The sequence below is a fragment of the Agrobacterium sp. 6Ca8 genome, from assembly GCF_055382765.1.
In genome coordinates this window covers 1,969,676-1,984,434 of the sequence record NZ_AP026433.1, presented here as the reverse complement: position 1 = coordinate 1,984,434, position 14,759 = coordinate 1,969,676, and the positions used below count along the sequence as shown (strand labels likewise).

The following is a 14,759-nucleotide window of genomic DNA, read 5'->3' as shown; positions in this document are numbered from 1 at the left end:
GGTTCAACCCTCCTCCAGCGAGAAGCGGGCAAGTTCCTGCTTTTCCCCTGATGTCTCGAGGAAAAACCGTGTCAGCAAATTCTTGGCTGTGAGTTGCCGATATTCGGCGGTCGCGCGCCAGTCGGTCAGCGGTGTGAAATCCTCGTCCAGCACATCGCGCGCCGCGTCGATGGTATCCTGCGACCACGCCTTACCGAGAAGCGCTGCCTCCAGATGTGCAGCGCGTTTCGGCGTGCCGGCCATGCCGCCGAAGGCGATGCGGATGTTTTCGACTGCGCCATCGGCATCGAGCGTCAGATTGAAGGCGGCGCAGAGCGCGGAGATATCCTCGTCCCGGCGCTTGGAAATCTTGTAGACGGCGTAGTGACTTCCCGGCGTCTGGAACGGAATAAAGAGCTTTTCGACGAATTCGCCGCTCAGCCGGTCCTGCTTGCCATAATCGATGAAGTAGCTTTCCAGCGGCAAGGTGCGGCTGCCGGAAGACGAGCGCAAGGTGAGCGTGGCGCCGAGCGCGATCAGGGCCGGGGGCGTGTCGCCGATGGGCGAACCGTTGGCGATGTTGCCGCCGATGGTTCCCATATTGCGCACCTGTTCGCCGCCAAGACGATCGAACAGCCGGGCAAGCGGCGGGAAATGTTCTGCAATGGTCTTGAAGGCCTGGCTGTAGGTGACACCGGCACCGAGCGTCACGCCGTTCTCATCCACGGTAATACCCTGCAGATCGCCGAGGTTGTTGATGAAGATGACAGGATTAAGCGCCCGCATCTGCTTTGTCACCCACAGGCCGACATCAGTGGAACCGGCAACGATGGTAGCCTTCGGCTCGGCGGCATAGATATCGGTCAATTCAGCAAGCGTTGCCGGGATGATGGTCCGATCCTCGCCGCGGGTAACCGTAATGGTTTCATTGGCGCGGATCGCCCAGAGCCTTGCCATGATATCGGTGCGGTCCCGTTGCAGCGGGTCGAACAGCGCACTCGGGCGGGCGGCTGCAATCTTTTCGGCAGCCCGCACAATCGGCTCGTAACCCGTGCATCGACAGAGATTGCCTTGCAGCGCCTTTTCAATATCGGCGCGGGACGGGTTTTCGCTGGCAAGCCACAGGCCGTAGAGCGACATGATGAAGCCCGGCGTGCAGAAACCGCATTGGGAACCGTGGAAATCTACCATTGCCTGCTGCACGGGGTGAAGCGTGCCATCGCGGCCGGCCAGATGCTCCACCGTCACGATATGGGTTGCATGCAGCGAGCCCAAAAAGCGGATGCAGGCATTGACGCCTTCATAACGCAGCGAGCCATCAACAAGCCGCCCGACCAACACCGTGCAGGCGCCGCAGTCACCTTCAGCACAGCCTTCTTTCGTCCCGGTCAGCCGTCTTTGAAGGCGGAGATAATCGAGAAGCGTGTCTGTTGGTCCGAAACCCTTAAGCGAAATGGTTTCGCTGTTGAGGATGAAGCTGATCGCGTCGTTCATGCACTGCCTTGCTTTTTGTCCGGTTGAGCCGGTTCCCAATCTGCTATCTATGCACGCCCGCGCGCGCATATCGATTTCCGTTTTGGCAATTCATTGTTTCCAAAACGGAAAGAGATGTCATCGATTATTGCGCTGTCCAGCCGCCATCGACGGAAATATGCGTGCCGGTAATGTTGCTGGCGGCATCGCTTGCCAGAAACAGCGCCGCTGCCGCCACGTCATCGATGGTGACGAATTGCTTTGTCGCCTGCAATTCCAGCATCACGTCGTTCTTCACCGCCTCTTCGCTGATGCCGCGCACCTTGGCCATTTCCGGTATCTGCTTTTCGACGAGCGGCGTCAGCACATAACCGGGACAGATGGCGTTGACGGTGACGCCCGTCTGCGCAAGCTCGAGCGCCGCCGTCTTCGTCAGGCCCATGATGCCGTGCTTGGCTGCCACATAGGCCGATTTGAACGGCGAGGCGACGAGACCGTGGGCAGAGGCAATGTTGATGATACGGCCTTTGCCGGCCTTCTTCATCAGCGGTATCGCAACGCGCATCGTATGGAAGGAACTGGTCAGATTGATGGCGATGATCCAGTCCCACTTTTCCGTCGGAAACTCCTCGATCGGAGCGATGTGCTGAATGCCGGCATTGTTGACGAGCACATCGACCGAACCAAGCTTTTCATGCGCGGAATTGATGAGATCGGCAATCTCGTCCGGTTTCGTCATATCTGCCGGGTGGTAGAGCACACGCCCGCCACTTTCGGCTTCTAGCAAGAGGCGGAGTTTTTCAATTTCGTCTTCGTCGCCGAAGCCATTCAGCACGATATTCGCGCCCTCCCTCGCAAATCTCTGTGCGATGCCAAGGCCGATGCCACTTGTGGAGCCTGTCACGATAACTGTCCGATGCATGCTTTCCCCTTTTTGCATTACTTCGCACATATTTAAGCAGGTTATGCCCAAAGGGGGCGGGCTGGCAATCGCGATTTCGGGCGCGATTTCGGGGGAGGCCAGCATGGGGCATAATGCGCCGGCGTCCATCCACTTTTTCGATGCTAAGCATCCAGATTTTACGCCAGATTTTGCATTTGTCTGAAGGGCCGTCCGTGCCTATCTCTCAGACAATCAAACAGAGGTATCGTCTATGGAACTCGGTCTTTACACTTTTGCGGATGTTAATCCCAACCCTGCCGATGGCCGTGGGCCGGAAGGTGCGCGCCGGCTGCGCGAACTGCTTGAGGAAATCGAGCTTGCCGATCAGGTCGGACTGGATGTGTTTGGGCTGGGTGAACATCACCGCCCGGACTATGTCGCGTCCTCACCCTCCACCGTGCTTGCGGCGGCGGCGGTGAAGACGAAGAATATCCGCCTGACGAGCGCTGTCTCGGTTCTGAGTTCGGATGATCCGGTCCGGGTCTTCCAGCAATTCTCCACCGTCGATCTCCTGTCGAACGGCCGTGCCGAAATCATGGCCGGGCGCGGTTCCTTCATCGAATCTTACCCCCTGTTCGGTTACGACCTCGAAGACTATGACGTGCTGTTTGCGGAAAAGCTCGACCTGCTCCTGGCGCTGCGCGAGAACGAAATCGTCACCTGGTCCGGCACCAAACATCCGGCCATCAATGGGCGCGGGGTCTATCCGCGTCCTCTTCAGGAGCGTCTGCCGGTCTGGATCGCGGTTGGCGGCACGCCGCAATCGGTGGCGCGGGCCGGCGCCATGGGGCTGCCGGTGGCGCTTGCCATCATCGGCGGCGAATATCGCCGCTTCGCGCCGCTGTTCGATCTCTATCACGAAGCTGCACGCCGGGCGGGGCAGGAAAAGACCAGGCTGCGCACCAGCATCAACGTGCACGGCTTCATTGCCGACACCACCGACAAGGCGGCGGACCAGTTTTACGGACCGCAGGCAGAGGTGATGAATCGCATCGGCCGCGAGCGCGGTTGGGGTCCGACAAACCGCGCGCATTTCGATGCGGCGCGTGGGCCGGAGGGCAACCTCTTCCTTGGAGAACCTGAGCTGGTGGCGGAAAAGATCATCAAGGCGCATGGCGTTTTCAAGAACGACCGTTTCCTGTTGCAGATGGCAATCGGCCTGATGCCGCATGACCAGATCATGCGCGGCATCGAGCTTTATGGTACGAAAGTCGCGCCTGTTGTCAGAAAAGAATTGACGGGGAGTGCCGATCCGGTGAAAGCCACGGCCTGATTATTACCAAGGCGGGCGTCTTCAGACCCGCCATTTAGAACGACGGACAGAAATATGGTCATCTCCACCGACGAAGAACTGGTTTTGCTAAAGGATATCGGTCGCATCTGCGCCGTGGCCATGCAGACCATGGCGGATGCGCTGGAACCCGGTATCACCACGGCCGAACTGGATGCGATCGGCCGAAAGGTACTGGAGGATAACGACGCGCAATCGGCGCCGGAGTTCTGCTACCAGTTTCCCGGCGCGACCTGCATCAGCGTCAACGAAGAGGTTGCGCATGGCATTCCTGGCCCGCGCATCATCAAGGCGGGCGATCTCGTCAATATCGATGTCTCGGCGGTGAAGAGCGGTTTCTTCGGTGATACGGGTTCGTCTTTCGCCGTGCCGCCGGTGAAAAAGGAGATCGAGCGGCTGTGCCGCGATGGCAAGCGCGCCATGTGGACGGGCTTGCAGCAGGTGAAAACCGGTCGGCCCTTTGCCGATATCGGCAATGCCATCGGCTCCTTTGCAAAAAAGAACCGCTACACGCTAATCACCAATCTGGCGAGCCACGGCATCGGCCGCTCCCTGCATGAGGAGCCGAAGGAACTGGCGACCTGGCCGGACAAGGGTGAGCGGCGCATCATGCAGGAGGGCATGGTCTTCACCGTTGAGCCCTTCCTGTCGACGGGTGCCTATTGGGCCGAAGATGGCGACGACGATCCGTGGACGCTCTATAGCGATCCGAGCGCGCCGACCGTGCAGTATGAACATACCGTGGTTGCTACGAAGAACGGCCCGCTGGTGCTGACGCTGGTTGAGTGAGGGGTGAAGACCGCCACTTTACAAGACACCAAGTTTCGTAGCTGAGTGCGCCAATTACGACGTTTGCCGCATTCGTTGACCTTTCTCCTCCCTCATCCCTGTGCCTGTCACAGGGATCCAGCCAGCCCAAGTCCTTGGGCTGAAAGGACTTCTCTCGCCGCGCGGACGCGCGTCGGCTGGATTCCTGTGACAAGCACAGGAATGAGGGTGGATAAGGATGCGCAGGCAACAAGGTCCTTGCATCTCGTACCAACAAAGACGGCTTATGCTGCCGATCAAAATAACTCGCTTGTTCCGTGACAGTGCGGTTGCGATAAGCCGTACATGAGCATCGACAAGCCACTTTCCCCCAAACATCTGACTGCACTCGGTTTCGCCGGCGCCTTGATGATGGCGTCCGCCATGGGCTTCGGCCGTTTTTCCTTTACCCCCATTCTTCCCGGCATGATGGCTGATGTTCCGCTATCGGCGGGGGATGCGGGGATTGTTGCGGCTGGAAATTTCGCCGGTTATCTCGCGGGGGCGGTTCTCGCCGCCTATTCATGGGGCTCGGGACGGGAACGGCTGGTCGCCCTTTGCGGCTTGGTTTCCACGGGCGCCTTGCTGCTTGCCATGGCCGCCTTCAACTCCGTTGCGGCCTTCACCCTGATCCGGTTTTTCGCCGGCGTTGCTAGTGCGATGACCATGATCTTCACGTCGCAGATCGTCATCGGCCACGCTATGAAAGCCGGCAAGGACCATATTCAGGCGCTGCATTATGGCGGCGTCGGTGCCGGCATCGCGATTTCCTCGCTTGTGGTCTATCTCATCGGCGTCGTTTTTGATGGCGGCGGTGCCTCCTGGCGGGAGGAGTGGATTGCCGGTGCCGTCTTTTCCTTCGCTACGTTTCTTCTCGTCTGGCGGGTGCTGCCCGCCGGGCCACCCCGGCATGCCTCTGCGCTGTCGGAGCCGCCGCTCAAATGGACGAAGCCGCTCTTTCTGACGACGCTCGCCTATGGGCTGTTCGGCTTCGGTTACGTCATCACCGCCACCTTCATTGTTGCGATTGCCCGCATGGCTGCTGCTGGCGCTTTCGTGGAATTTCTGGCTTGGTTCGTGACGGGATGTGCCGCCGCCATTTCGCTTTTCCTCTGGAAGCCGGTCTTGAAATCGCAAGGGCTGAAGCGCGCTTTCGTGATCGTTCTTGCTGTGGAAGCCGTCGGCGTCTTCGCTTCCGTCATGCTGCCACCCGTTCCGGGCGTGCTTGCCGGCGGTCTGCTTCTGGGGCTGACCTTCATGGTCATCACCGCCTATGGCCTTCAGCTCGGCCGGGAATTCGCAGGCCCAAGCCCACGCCGCGCCTTTGCCCTGATGACGGCAGCCTTCGGTACCGGACAGATCGTCGGACCACTCGCCGCCGGCTGGATTGCCGAGGTGACGGGAAGTTTTACTGCACCAAGTATTCTCGCCTCTGGCGTGCTTGTCGCCAGCATTCTCCTGATGCTGCCGGTTCTCGCCACGGAGCGGCGGCGCTAAATCCGCCCGGGCATATTGCGCCTCACAAGGGGCGATTTCAGGGGTTCCTTGCGGGATCGATCCGCCGTTTGCGCCTTACATCTTGTTAAGGTCGTCGCTTCTTCGTTGCTGTGCACAAATTTCTGCCCTAGGTTCGGGCCATCTAGTGCTTCGCCAATAATGGCTGACTTCAAACGCGCGTGAGTTCGAAACGTGTTTCATTCTTTCTTTCCCAAACCGAAATTGTTCTTCACCTCCGCCATCGTCTGGGCTTTTGTCGCCATTCTTGGATGGTACTTCATCGTTGAAGGGCTAGGCAGGTCTTGGGGCTACGTGATGCCCGAGCAAGAACCTTACGATCTCAGCTATTTTCTGGTTCCCGCCAATCTGTTCTTCTACGCCTATCTGGCATTGTGCCTGGTGTTGTTCGGGGCTGTCTGGACCGTTCTCGCCAAGGATCACCCCTGGAGGTTCTGGTCCATATGGGGATCGCTGCTGATTATCGCGGTGACCTATTTCGGCGTTCAGATTTCCGTCGTCATCAACAATTTCCGGCGGCCTTTCGGCGATCTCCTGCAAAATGCGCTGTCAAAACAGCCGGGTATCGAAGTCTGGGATTTTTACAGTCTTCAGATTGTCTTCGCCAAGATCGCCTTTCTCAGCATGGCTGTGTCGATCCTCACGGATTTCTTCACCAGCCATTATATCTTCCGCTGGCGCACCGCGATGAACGACTTCTACATGTCAAAATGGGAAAAGCTGCGCCACATCGAAGGTGCCTCGCAGCGCGTTCAGGAAGATACGATGCGGTTCTCCTCCACGCTGGAGGGGTTGGGTATTACCCTGATCAATTCGGTCATGACGCTTGTTGTGTTTCTGCCGATCCTGTTTGCGCTGTCGTCCTACGTCTCCGAATTGCCGATCCTTGGCGAAGTGCCGCACGCGCTGTTCTGGCTGGCGATTGTCTGGTCCGTGTTCGGCACCGTGCTTCTGGCGACGGTCGGCATCAAGCTGCCCGGCCTGAATTTCCGCAACCAGCGTGTGGAAGCGGCCTATCGCAAGGAACTGGTCTACGGTGAGGATCACGCCGACCGCGCCCAGCCGCCGACTGTCAAGGAGCTTTACTCCAATGTGCGGAAAAACTATTTCCGCATGTATTGGCACTACCTCTACTTCAACGTCGCGCGGTATTTCTACATTCAGGCCGATGCCGTGTTCTTGCTCCTGATGCTTGTTCCTACCATCGTGGCGGGCAAGATCACCTATGGTATCTACCAGCAGATCGCCACGGCCTTCGGTCAGGTCAGTAATTCGTTCCAGTATCTGGTCAATTCCTGGACCACGATCATCGAGCTGCTGTCCATCCACAAACGTCTTGTGGCTTTCGAGGCCGCGATCGATGACAAGCCACTGCCTGAAATCGACGAGCGTTATCTTCAGCGGGAAGCGGAAGCCGGAGAGCTGGCGGCCAACAAGCCCTGACGGAAAACAAAAAGGGCGGCCGACTGGCCGCCCTTTTGCATTATACCAGGGGGACCTTAGCCCTCTGTCTTCTGCTTCCTGCGCGCCTTGATGATCGGCATGGCCTCGGCGTAACTCACGCAGGCGACATCGTCCCTGCGGCAGACTTCGCGCAGCAGCCGCTCATAGGCGTTCCAATAGGCGCCGCCATTCATCTTCACGAAATGGAAGCCCATCTGCAGAGGGATGCGTTCGCCATTATACTGCTTGTCGAAAGCGGTGCGGAACGCCGCATAGGCGCGGTCCTCGAATTCCTGCGCGCGGTCCGGCGTCTCGACGCCGATGGAGTGGCGGATGAAGAGGTTGTAGTCCATGGCGATGATCGGGCGATTGCCGGGGCCTTCCGGAACCAGCGGCAGACCGAAATGTTCGATGCCGTCGCGCTCCACCGGCCATTCCGGTCCCTTGGTGATGCTGGTGGCGTCATAAACGAAGCCGTGTTTCTTCTGAGCCGCGGTCAGCGCCGGCCCCTGCGAAAGATAGGGCGCGCGGAAACCGTCGATGTTTTTCACCATGTCGCGCCAGCCTTCGGGTTCCTCACCCTTCTTGCCAATCATCTGCCAGGCATTTTCCAGCGTGCTGGTGAAGGTGGTGAACTCGCCGTCCCATTGCTCGGCGGTCCATTGGCCGCCATCGAAGTGCCCGCAGGTGTGATTGCCGATTTCGTGGCCTTCGCGATAGGCCGACCAGATGTTGCGCAGCCGCGTCTCCACCTCTTCCGGCGACTGGCCAAAGCCGACATTGGAGCGCCCGGCCTTCTGGCCGGGGCCCTGATAGGTCTTGGCGCTGGTCTTGCGGTCCATCACCAGCGTGCAGGCAAGGAAATAGGTGAAATGCGCGCCGACCTCCTTCGCCGTCGCACGACTTCTTTCCCACAGCGAATTGTCGCCCGCACCGTCGAAAGAAACGATGACGAGCTGCTTCGGCTTCTCCGCATTTTCGGCAAAAGCGGGAAGGGCAAGGCAGAGCGACAGGGAAAAAGCAGTCAATGGGCGAAACATCAGGCATCCGTCATGTGAAACACCGCTGCCTTTTGCGTGTGGAATAAGGCGAAGCTTTGAATAAACTGGCTTTTTTACGTCTTTCAGCCTAATTCCTTTTCTGCGTCGCGGTAATGAGGCCGCATTCCGTTCCACCGGGGGACCGTGTTCCATGCTTTTTCTCGTACTCTGTCTTGCCTTGTTTTTCTTGACGCATCTTTTGAAGGTGTTTGCGCCGCAATTTCGCGCGCAGATGATCGCGAAGATGGGAGAAGGACCGTTCAAGGGCGTCTATTCTCTCGCAAGCCTCGTAACGCTCGGTCTCGTCATCTATGCGTTTGGCGAGGCGCGACAGGAAACCGGCGTTCTGTGGAACCCGCCGGTCTGGACGAGCCACCTCGCCGTGACCCTGATGCTGCCCGCGATGATCTGTCTTATCGCCAGCCTCATCCCGGCTGGCCACATCGCAACCAGAACCAAACATCCGCTCATTCTGGCGGTCAAGATCTGGGCGCTCGCCCATCTTCTGGCGAATGGAGAGACCTCTTCGATTCTTCTCTTTGCATCGTTCCTCGCCTGGGGTGTGGTGATGCGGATTTCGCTGAAGCGCCGGGAAAGAGCGGGTGAAAAAGTGGTCCGTCCCTTCGTCTCCGGCCGTTACGATCTGGTGGCCATCGTCGGCGGCATCGTTCTCTGGGGCGCTTTCATCCTGAAACTGCACGAATGGTTGATCGGCGTTCAGCCCATCGCCATGTAGGAAATCAACGTTTCCCCCTTACATATCAGGCAAAATAGGCTAGAAGGCCGACCATGACCCGTCGGCCGGACTTTTGCTGACCCGGGTAAGCGGCTTGGTATGTCCGCGAACGGATGGATCGGCGACGATCTCCGCGCGGGTAACGGAGAATTTGATGGCAAACGAAAATGATACCTTTATCCGCGAAGTGAACGAGCAGATCCGTTCCGAGCAGCTTTCCCGTTTCTGGGGCCGCTACGGTATCGTGGTCGTTGGCGCCGCCGTTCTCGTGGTTGTGGGCGCCGCCGGTGCCGGCATCTATGAATACTGGAACACCAGCCGCGCTTCCAACTCCGGCGACCAGTTCATTGCGGCGCTGAAGCTTGCTTCCGACAACAAGACGGACGAAGCGCTGAAAGCCTTTGCCGATCTTGAAACCTCCGGTCATGGCAATTATCCGGTGCTGGCGAAGTTCCGTTCTGCGACGCTGCTTTCGCAGAAGGGCGACGCGGCTGGCGCCATTGCTGCCTTCACCGCGATCGGCAACGACACGTCTGCCCCGCAGGTCTTCCGCGATACGGCGAAGGTGCGCGCGGCTTGGCTGCTGGTTGACAACGGTACGTATGATCAGGTCGTTGCACTTGCGGAGCCGTTGAGCGGCGAAGACCAGACCATGCGTGCATCGGCTCGCGAAGCCCTTGGTCTTGCCGCCTACAAGGCTGGCGATTTCGCCAAGGCCAAACAATGGTTCGAGCAGATCGTCAGCGACGCGCAGGCGCCACGCAATGTGACGAACCGCGCTCAGATCATGCTCGACAATATCACTGCTTCGGGCAAAGCTGTCTAACACGGCTTTCCCACCTCCAAGGATTAACGATCAATGAGCTTCACCGTCGCCATAGTCGGGCGCCCCAATGTCGGCAAGTCCACGCTTTTCAACCGTCTGGTCGGAAAGAAGCTGGCGCTTGTCGACGATACGCCGGGCGTGACCCGTGACCGCCGCCCCGGCGACGCGAAGCTTGTCGACCTTCGTTTCACCATCATCGATACCGCTGGTCTGGAGCAATCCGGGCCGGAGACGCTTCAGGGCCGCATGTGGGCGCAGACCGAAGCGGCGATCGACGAAGCCGATGTGACGCTTTTTGTCGTTGACGCCAAGGCAGGCCTGACGCCCGCCGATGAAACGCTGGCCGAAATGCTGCGCCGTCGTGGCAAGCCGGTGGTTCTGGTGGCCAACAAGTCCGAGGCGCGCGGTTCCGATGCGGGCTTCTACGATGCCTTTACGCTTGGTCTTGGCGACCCGTGCGCCATCTCGGCCGAACATGGCCAGGGCATGATCGACCTGCGCGACGCCATCGTCGAGGCGATCGGCGAAGACGTTGCCTTCCCGCCTGAAGTGGATGAGGCGGAGACCGATATCGTTCTTCCGCGCACTGAGCCCGGCAGCGAGGAAGAGGAAGAAGAAGAGCCTGTTTATGACGAGACCAAGCCGCTGCGTGTCGCCATCATCGGCCGACCGAATGCGGGCAAGTCCACCCTCATCAACCGTTTCCTTGGTGAAGACCGCCTGCTAACCGGCCCGGAAGCGGGCATTACCCGCGACAGTATTTCCGTCGAGTGGGACTGGCGCGGCCGCACCATCAAGATGTTCGACACGGCCGGCATGCGCCGCAAGGCCAGGGTGACGGAGAAGCTGGAGAAGCTCTCGGTCGCGGATTCCCTGCGCTCCATTCGTTTCGCCGAAACGGTGGTGATCGTGTTCGACAGCACCATTCCGTTCGAAAAGCAGGACCTGCAGCTGGTCGATCTCGTTATCCGCGAAGGCCGCGCCGCCGTGCTTGCCTTCAACAAATGGGATCTGGTTGAAGATCCGCAGGCTTTTCTGGCCGATCTGCGTGAAAAGACCGAGCGGCTTCTGCCGCAGGCCCGCGGCATTCGCGCCGTGCCGATGTCCGGCCAGACGGGCTATGGCCTTGACCGGTTGATGCAGAACATCATCGATACCGACAAGATCTGGAACCGCCGCATCTCGACCGCCAAGCTTAACCGCTGGCTCGATGCGCAGACCACGCAGCATCCGCCGCCGGCCGTTTCCGGCCGCCGCCTCAAGCTGAAATACATGACGCAGGTAAAGGCGCGCCCGCCAGCCTTCATGATTTCCTGCACCCGACCGGAAGCCATTCCGGAGAGCTACACGCGCTACCTCGTGAACGGTCTGCGCAAGGATTTCGACATGCCGGGCGTGCCGATCCGCGTGCATTATCGTGGCTCGGACAATCCATTCGAGAGCAAGGCGAAGAAGAGGCGGTAATCGGCTGCTGAAAACCTCTCCTCCGTTATTCTCGCGCTAATCCCGAGAATCTGCAAACTTTCGATTTTGCGACTTGGGAGGTAGATCCTCGGGACAAGCCCGAGGATGACGTCGCGTGGGGCCGAGGTCTCACCAATATCGAGATCGACGGTGAACCGGTCTCTCCCGTTGCCTTCCGATAATCATAAAACTGGCGAGTAAAAAACCATGTTGATCAAGCAGACCGACTATCACCGGATTTACCGCGTCATCAACAGCCTGCTCGTCAACGACAATGCCGACCCGGCTACGGCCTGCATGTATTTCAGCACCTTCGGCGCCTTCATCCTTCAGCAGCATTACAAGGTGAAAGCTGTGCCGAAGGGCGGGCTTGCCGCTTATAATCTTGGTGGAACGGTCATGCTTTTTGCGGACCATCGTGACGATGGTTACGTAACGGGCGCTGGCGATAATTTCCATTGCTGGGTCGAAGCGGACGGATGGGCGATCGATTTCATGGCGCCCGCTTTTTCGCAGAGCGCACGCGAACTTTCCGTGCCCCCGAAGATGTTTCAGCGTCCGCTATCGGCCATGGCGGCTTCCATCAACGATCTCGATCATTCCGGCGATTTCTTCTACCGCTCCGAGCCGGAAGCCACCGCGCGGCGTTTTGCCGACTGGCACAAACAGGCGATGATCGGCGATCTGGCAAGCGTCGCCGCAAACTGGTTCCGCAAGTCGCCGAAACAGATGTCCCCGTCGCTTTCGGTCACGGAGCGGAACGGCAAGGCGCGGACGGTGCCGCTTTCCGGCCAGGCGCTCGTCGGCGTGTGGTGATCTGAGACGGGATAAGTCTTTGTGAAATTAGGACGGCCAGCGTGATCTCGCGGCAGCCGCCTGACGTCAATCAGCAGCCCGACCCCGTTCTAAAGATAACGGCGGTCGCGTCCAGATCGTCTTGTGACACTCCTGCTTTGTTTCGTCCACCGTTCCCCGATAAAATGTCGGGGATCAATGTGTCCCAACGTCAGGCAAGTCGTGAGCGGGACAAAAGCGGCAGGGATTTTCCGGCGGCGTGAATGACGTTGTCGAGGAATTGCCGCGATGCCTTTTCCCAGCTGTAGCTTTTGGAAAGCGCCAGGGCCTCCTGCGATGAACAATGGAGCGCTGCAAGACACGCGTCGCGAAGATTGTCATTCAGCGCGCCTGCCCCGGGATTGCCGCCGAGAATGTCGATCGGCCCGGTAACGGGGAAGGCGGCCACCGGCACACCGCTCGCCAGCGCTTCCAGAATGGTGTTGCCGAATGTGTCGGTCTTGGACGGGAAAACGAAGACATCGGCCTGCGCATAGGCAGCCGCGAGTTCTTCCCCGGTCTTGATGCCGGTAAACAGCACGTCCGGATATTTTTCCTGCAATTCATGGCGGGCCGGGCCATCGCCGATCACGACCTTCGATCCGGGCAGCTCGAGGTCGAGGAATTCAGGCAGGTTCTTTTCCACCGCCACACGACCGACCGTCATGAAGATCGGTCTCGGCAGATCGAAAGGCAGCGACGTTTTTGGACGTGGATGGAACAGTTCGGCATCGATGCCGCGGCTCCAGCGCTTCAAGTTGCGAACCCCGCGGGCCTCAAGCTCGGTCTCGAGGCTTGGCGTCGCCACCATGCAGGTGTTGCCGCCATTGTGAAACCAGCGCACGAAAGCGTAAAGCCAGCTTTCCGGGATGGGGAAGCGCGCCGCGACATATTCGGGAAAGCGGGTGTGATAGCTGGTGGAAAAACGCATCCTGTTCTTCACGCACCAGCGCCGCGCCATGAAACCCAGCGGACCCTCGGTGGCGATGTGGACGAAGGAGGGCTGGCTTTTTTCAATCTCCGCCGCGACACGGCGATAGCCGGCGACTGACAGGCGGATTTCCGGATAGGTCGGGCAGGGGATGCTGTAGAAACTCTGCGGTGTCACCATGTGCACATCCACGCCCAGCCGCGCGAGTTCCGTATTGGTATTTTCGATGGAACGGACCACGCCGTTGACCTGCGGGTGCCAGGCATCTGTGACAATCGTGATTCTCGTCATGAAACACCGATCCTGCTCGACTGCGCACGGGCGATTCCCCACCACCCGGCTTCCGCCCGTATATGCGGCGTGCGTGTTACAGGATCATGTCAGGGCGGATGAGGGTAGAGAAGTGTCCTTTGCACATACAAGCTTGCTCTTGTCCGTAATGCGCTCTCTTGGTCATCCCTGTGACAAGCACAGGTATCAGGAAGCCGGTTCCGTCTGGCATCATCCGACCAGCGGAAGAAGCTCGGGGCTGATCAGCGCGCCGTGATGGCCGATGACGGTTGCCGCTGCCCGTGCGGCAAAGACGGCGGCGTCATGCGGCGAACTGCCGGTTACATATCGGGCGAGAAACGCGCCGTTGAAACTGTCGCCTGCACTTGTCGTATCCACCACATCCACGGCTTCTACCGCCGGAGCGTGGCTGCGTGCGCCGCTGAAATCGAGTGTCGCACCCTTTGCGCCATCCTTGACGACGATGTTGGCGACGCCGAGCGCACGGTAACGCTCGATTGTGGCCTCGACGGATGTGTCACCAAAATGGCTGGCTTCGTCATCGAAACTCGGCATTACCAGCGTTGCGGCGCGTGCGCCGTTGGTAATCGTCTCCAGCATCGTGTCCTTGTCGGACCAGAGGCGCGGGCGGATGTTCGGGTCGAAGACCACGGGCTTGCCCGCTGCCTTGGCGCGGCGCAGTTCCGCAAGGAAAGTATCTACATCGTGGGGCGAAGCGAGAATGGCGAGCGTGATGCCAGAAAAATAGATGACGTCGGCGCTTTCCACCGTCTTGCGCAGGTGGTCCGCATCTGCTGCGAGTTGCCTTGCTGCGGCGGCGTTGCGCCAATAGCTGAAGGTGCGCTCACCATCCTTGAGGTTGATGAGGTAAAGGCCGGGTGTGCCGCCCTTGATGCGGCGGATTTTTTCCGTGCCGATACCGGCATCTGCAATGAAGGCCAGCATGTCCTGCGAAAGAGGATCGTCGCCGAGTGCCGTGAAATAATCGACGGACCAGTCTTCTGGCAGACAGGCACGTGCATACCATGCCGTATTGAAGGTATCACCGGCAAAACCCTTGCGCAGCAGCCCGTTTCCGGCCTGCGACAGTTCCACCATACATTCGCCAATCGACAGAAACCGTCCGCCCACGCCGTCATCCTCCACTTACTTTACCTTCGGGATTACGACGACAGGAGGTGCCTGA

Annotated in this window: 13 protein-coding genes; 8 read left to right on the top strand and 5 right to left on the bottom strand. The window is 59.2% G+C overall.

What is annotated here, in order from left to right:
- Positions 1-3: 3 nt before the first annotated feature.
- Positions 4-1,473 (bottom strand): xanthine dehydrogenase small subunit, encoded by a 1,470-nt coding sequence (gene xdhA, locus ACZ5A6_RS09885; protein WP_174061021.1) that lies wholly within the window; start codon positions 1,471-1,473, stop codon positions 4-6.
- A 124-nt stretch (positions 1,474-1,597) separates the two neighbouring features.
- Positions 1,598-2,374 carry a 3-hydroxybutyrate dehydrogenase gene (locus ACZ5A6_RS09880; RefSeq protein ID WP_025594214.1) on the bottom strand — a complete coding sequence of 259 codons (777 nt, stop codon included), beginning with the start codon at positions 2,372-2,374 and terminating at the stop codon, positions 1,598-1,600.
- A gap of 232 nt (positions 2,375-2,606) precedes the next feature.
- On the opposite strand from ACZ5A6_RS09880, the gene ACZ5A6_RS09875 reads away from it, so the two are divergent.
- The 4 genes from ACZ5A6_RS09875 (at position 2,607) to sbmA (ending at position 7,451) form a co-directional block, all read left to right on the top strand.
- Entirely contained in the window at positions 2,607-3,668 is a 1,062-nt protein-coding gene (locus tag ACZ5A6_RS09875; protein ID WP_003513642.1) for an LLM class flavin-dependent oxidoreductase, read from the top strand.
- A gap of 54 nt (positions 3,669-3,722) precedes the next feature.
- Positions 3,723-4,475, top strand: coding sequence for a type I methionyl aminopeptidase (gene map / locus ACZ5A6_RS09870; protein WP_003513640.1), 753 nt, complete (start codon positions 3,723-3,725; stop codon positions 4,473-4,475).
- Positions 4,476-4,799: 324 nt separating this feature from the next.
- Positions 4,800-5,990 carry an MFS transporter gene (locus ACZ5A6_RS09865; protein WP_141193338.1) on the top strand — a complete coding sequence of 397 codons (1,191 nt, stop codon included), beginning with the start codon at positions 4,800-4,802 and terminating at the stop codon, positions 5,988-5,990.
- 192 nt (positions 5,991-6,182) lie between these two features.
- Complete coding sequence (sbmA, locus tag ACZ5A6_RS09860; protein ID WP_464110919.1) at positions 6,183-7,451, top strand: peptide antibiotic transporter SbmA; 1,269 nt, start codon at positions 6,183-6,185, stop codon at positions 7,449-7,451.
- Positions 7,452-7,507: 56 nt separating this feature from the next.
- On the opposite strand, the gene ACZ5A6_RS09855 is transcribed toward sbmA, so the two are convergent.
- Positions 7,508-8,491 carry a polysaccharide deacetylase family protein gene (locus ACZ5A6_RS09855; protein WP_174061023.1) on the bottom strand — a complete coding sequence of 328 codons (984 nt, stop codon included), beginning with the start codon at positions 8,489-8,491 and terminating at the stop codon, positions 7,508-7,510.
- Between the two features lie 151 nt (positions 8,492-8,642).
- Between ACZ5A6_RS09855 and ACZ5A6_RS09850 the strand changes: the two genes are divergently transcribed.
- From ACZ5A6_RS09850 to ACZ5A6_RS09835, 4 genes are all read left to right on the top strand, one after another.
- Positions 8,643-9,227: an NnrU family protein gene (locus ACZ5A6_RS09850; RefSeq protein WP_065659129.1), complete on the top strand. Its 585-nt coding sequence runs from the start codon at positions 8,643-8,645 to the stop codon at positions 9,225-9,227.
- A gap of 154 nt (positions 9,228-9,381) precedes the next feature.
- Complete coding sequence (locus ACZ5A6_RS09845; protein WP_174061024.1) at positions 9,382-10,053, top strand: tetratricopeptide repeat protein; 672 nt, start codon at positions 9,382-9,384, stop codon at positions 10,051-10,053.
- A 33-nt stretch (positions 10,054-10,086) separates the two neighbouring features.
- Positions 10,087-11,517, top strand: coding sequence for a ribosome biogenesis GTPase Der (der, locus tag ACZ5A6_RS09840; RefSeq protein ID WP_003513631.1), 1,431 nt, complete (start codon positions 10,087-10,089; stop codon positions 11,515-11,517).
- A gap of 207 nt (positions 11,518-11,724) precedes the next feature.
- Positions 11,725-12,333: a DUF2026 family protein gene (locus ACZ5A6_RS09835; RefSeq protein ID WP_003513629.1), complete on the top strand. Its 609-nt coding sequence runs from the start codon at positions 11,725-11,727 to the stop codon at positions 12,331-12,333.
- A 190-nt stretch (positions 12,334-12,523) separates the two neighbouring features.
- Here the strand turns inward: ACZ5A6_RS09835 and ACZ5A6_RS09830 are convergent, their stop codons facing one another.
- Both ACZ5A6_RS09830 and ACZ5A6_RS09825 read right to left on the bottom strand, forming a co-directional pair.
- Positions 12,524-13,573: a bifunctional monoglucosyl/glucuronosyl diacylglycerol synthase gene (locus ACZ5A6_RS09830; RefSeq protein WP_013636642.1), complete on the bottom strand. Its 1,050-nt coding sequence runs from the start codon at positions 13,571-13,573 to the stop codon at positions 12,524-12,526.
- A 210-nt stretch (positions 13,574-13,783) separates the two neighbouring features.
- Positions 13,784-14,704, bottom strand: coding sequence for a sugar kinase (locus tag ACZ5A6_RS09825; RefSeq protein WP_003513625.1), 921 nt, complete (start codon positions 14,702-14,704; stop codon positions 13,784-13,786).
- Between the last annotated feature and the right edge of the window lie 55 nt (positions 14,705-14,759).

Bases quoted from the DNA above. Each gene is read 5' to 3' on its own strand.
- ACZ5A6_RS09845 (WP_174061024.1), top strand. From the start codon at position 9,382: ATGGCAAACGAAAATGATACCTTTATCCGCGAAGTGAACGAGCAGATC.
- ACZ5A6_RS09850 (WP_065659129.1), top strand. From the start codon at position 8,643: ATGCTTTTTCTCGTACTCTGTCTTGCCTTGTTTTTCTTGACGCATCTT.
- ACZ5A6_RS09865 (WP_141193338.1), top strand. From the start codon at position 4,800: ATGAGCATCGACAAGCCACTTTCCCCCAAACATCTGACTGCACTCGGT.
- ACZ5A6_RS09835 (WP_003513629.1), top strand. From the start codon at position 11,725: ATGTTGATCAAGCAGACCGACTATCACCGGATTTACCGCGTCATCAAC.
- ACZ5A6_RS09875 (WP_003513642.1), top strand. From the start codon at position 2,607: ATGGAACTCGGTCTTTACACTTTTGCGGATGTTAATCCCAACCCTGCC.
- xdhA (WP_174061021.1), bottom strand. From the start codon at position 1,473: ATGAACGACGCGATCAGCTTCATCCTCAACAGCGAAACCATTTCGCTT.
- ACZ5A6_RS09880 (WP_025594214.1), bottom strand. From the start codon at position 2,374: ATGCATCGGACAGTTATCGTGACAGGCTCCACAAGTGGCATCGGCCTT.
- der (WP_003513631.1), top strand. From the start codon at position 10,087: ATGAGCTTCACCGTCGCCATAGTCGGGCGCCCCAATGTCGGCAAGTCC.
- map (WP_003513640.1), top strand. From the start codon at position 3,723: ATGGTCATCTCCACCGACGAAGAACTGGTTTTGCTAAAGGATATCGGT.
- ACZ5A6_RS09830 (WP_013636642.1), bottom strand. From the start codon at position 13,573: ATGACGAGAATCACGATTGTCACAGATGCCTGGCACCCGCAGGTCAAC.
- ACZ5A6_RS09855 (WP_174061023.1), bottom strand. From the start codon at position 8,491: ATGTTTCGCCCATTGACTGCTTTTTCCCTGTCGCTCTGCCTTGCCCTT.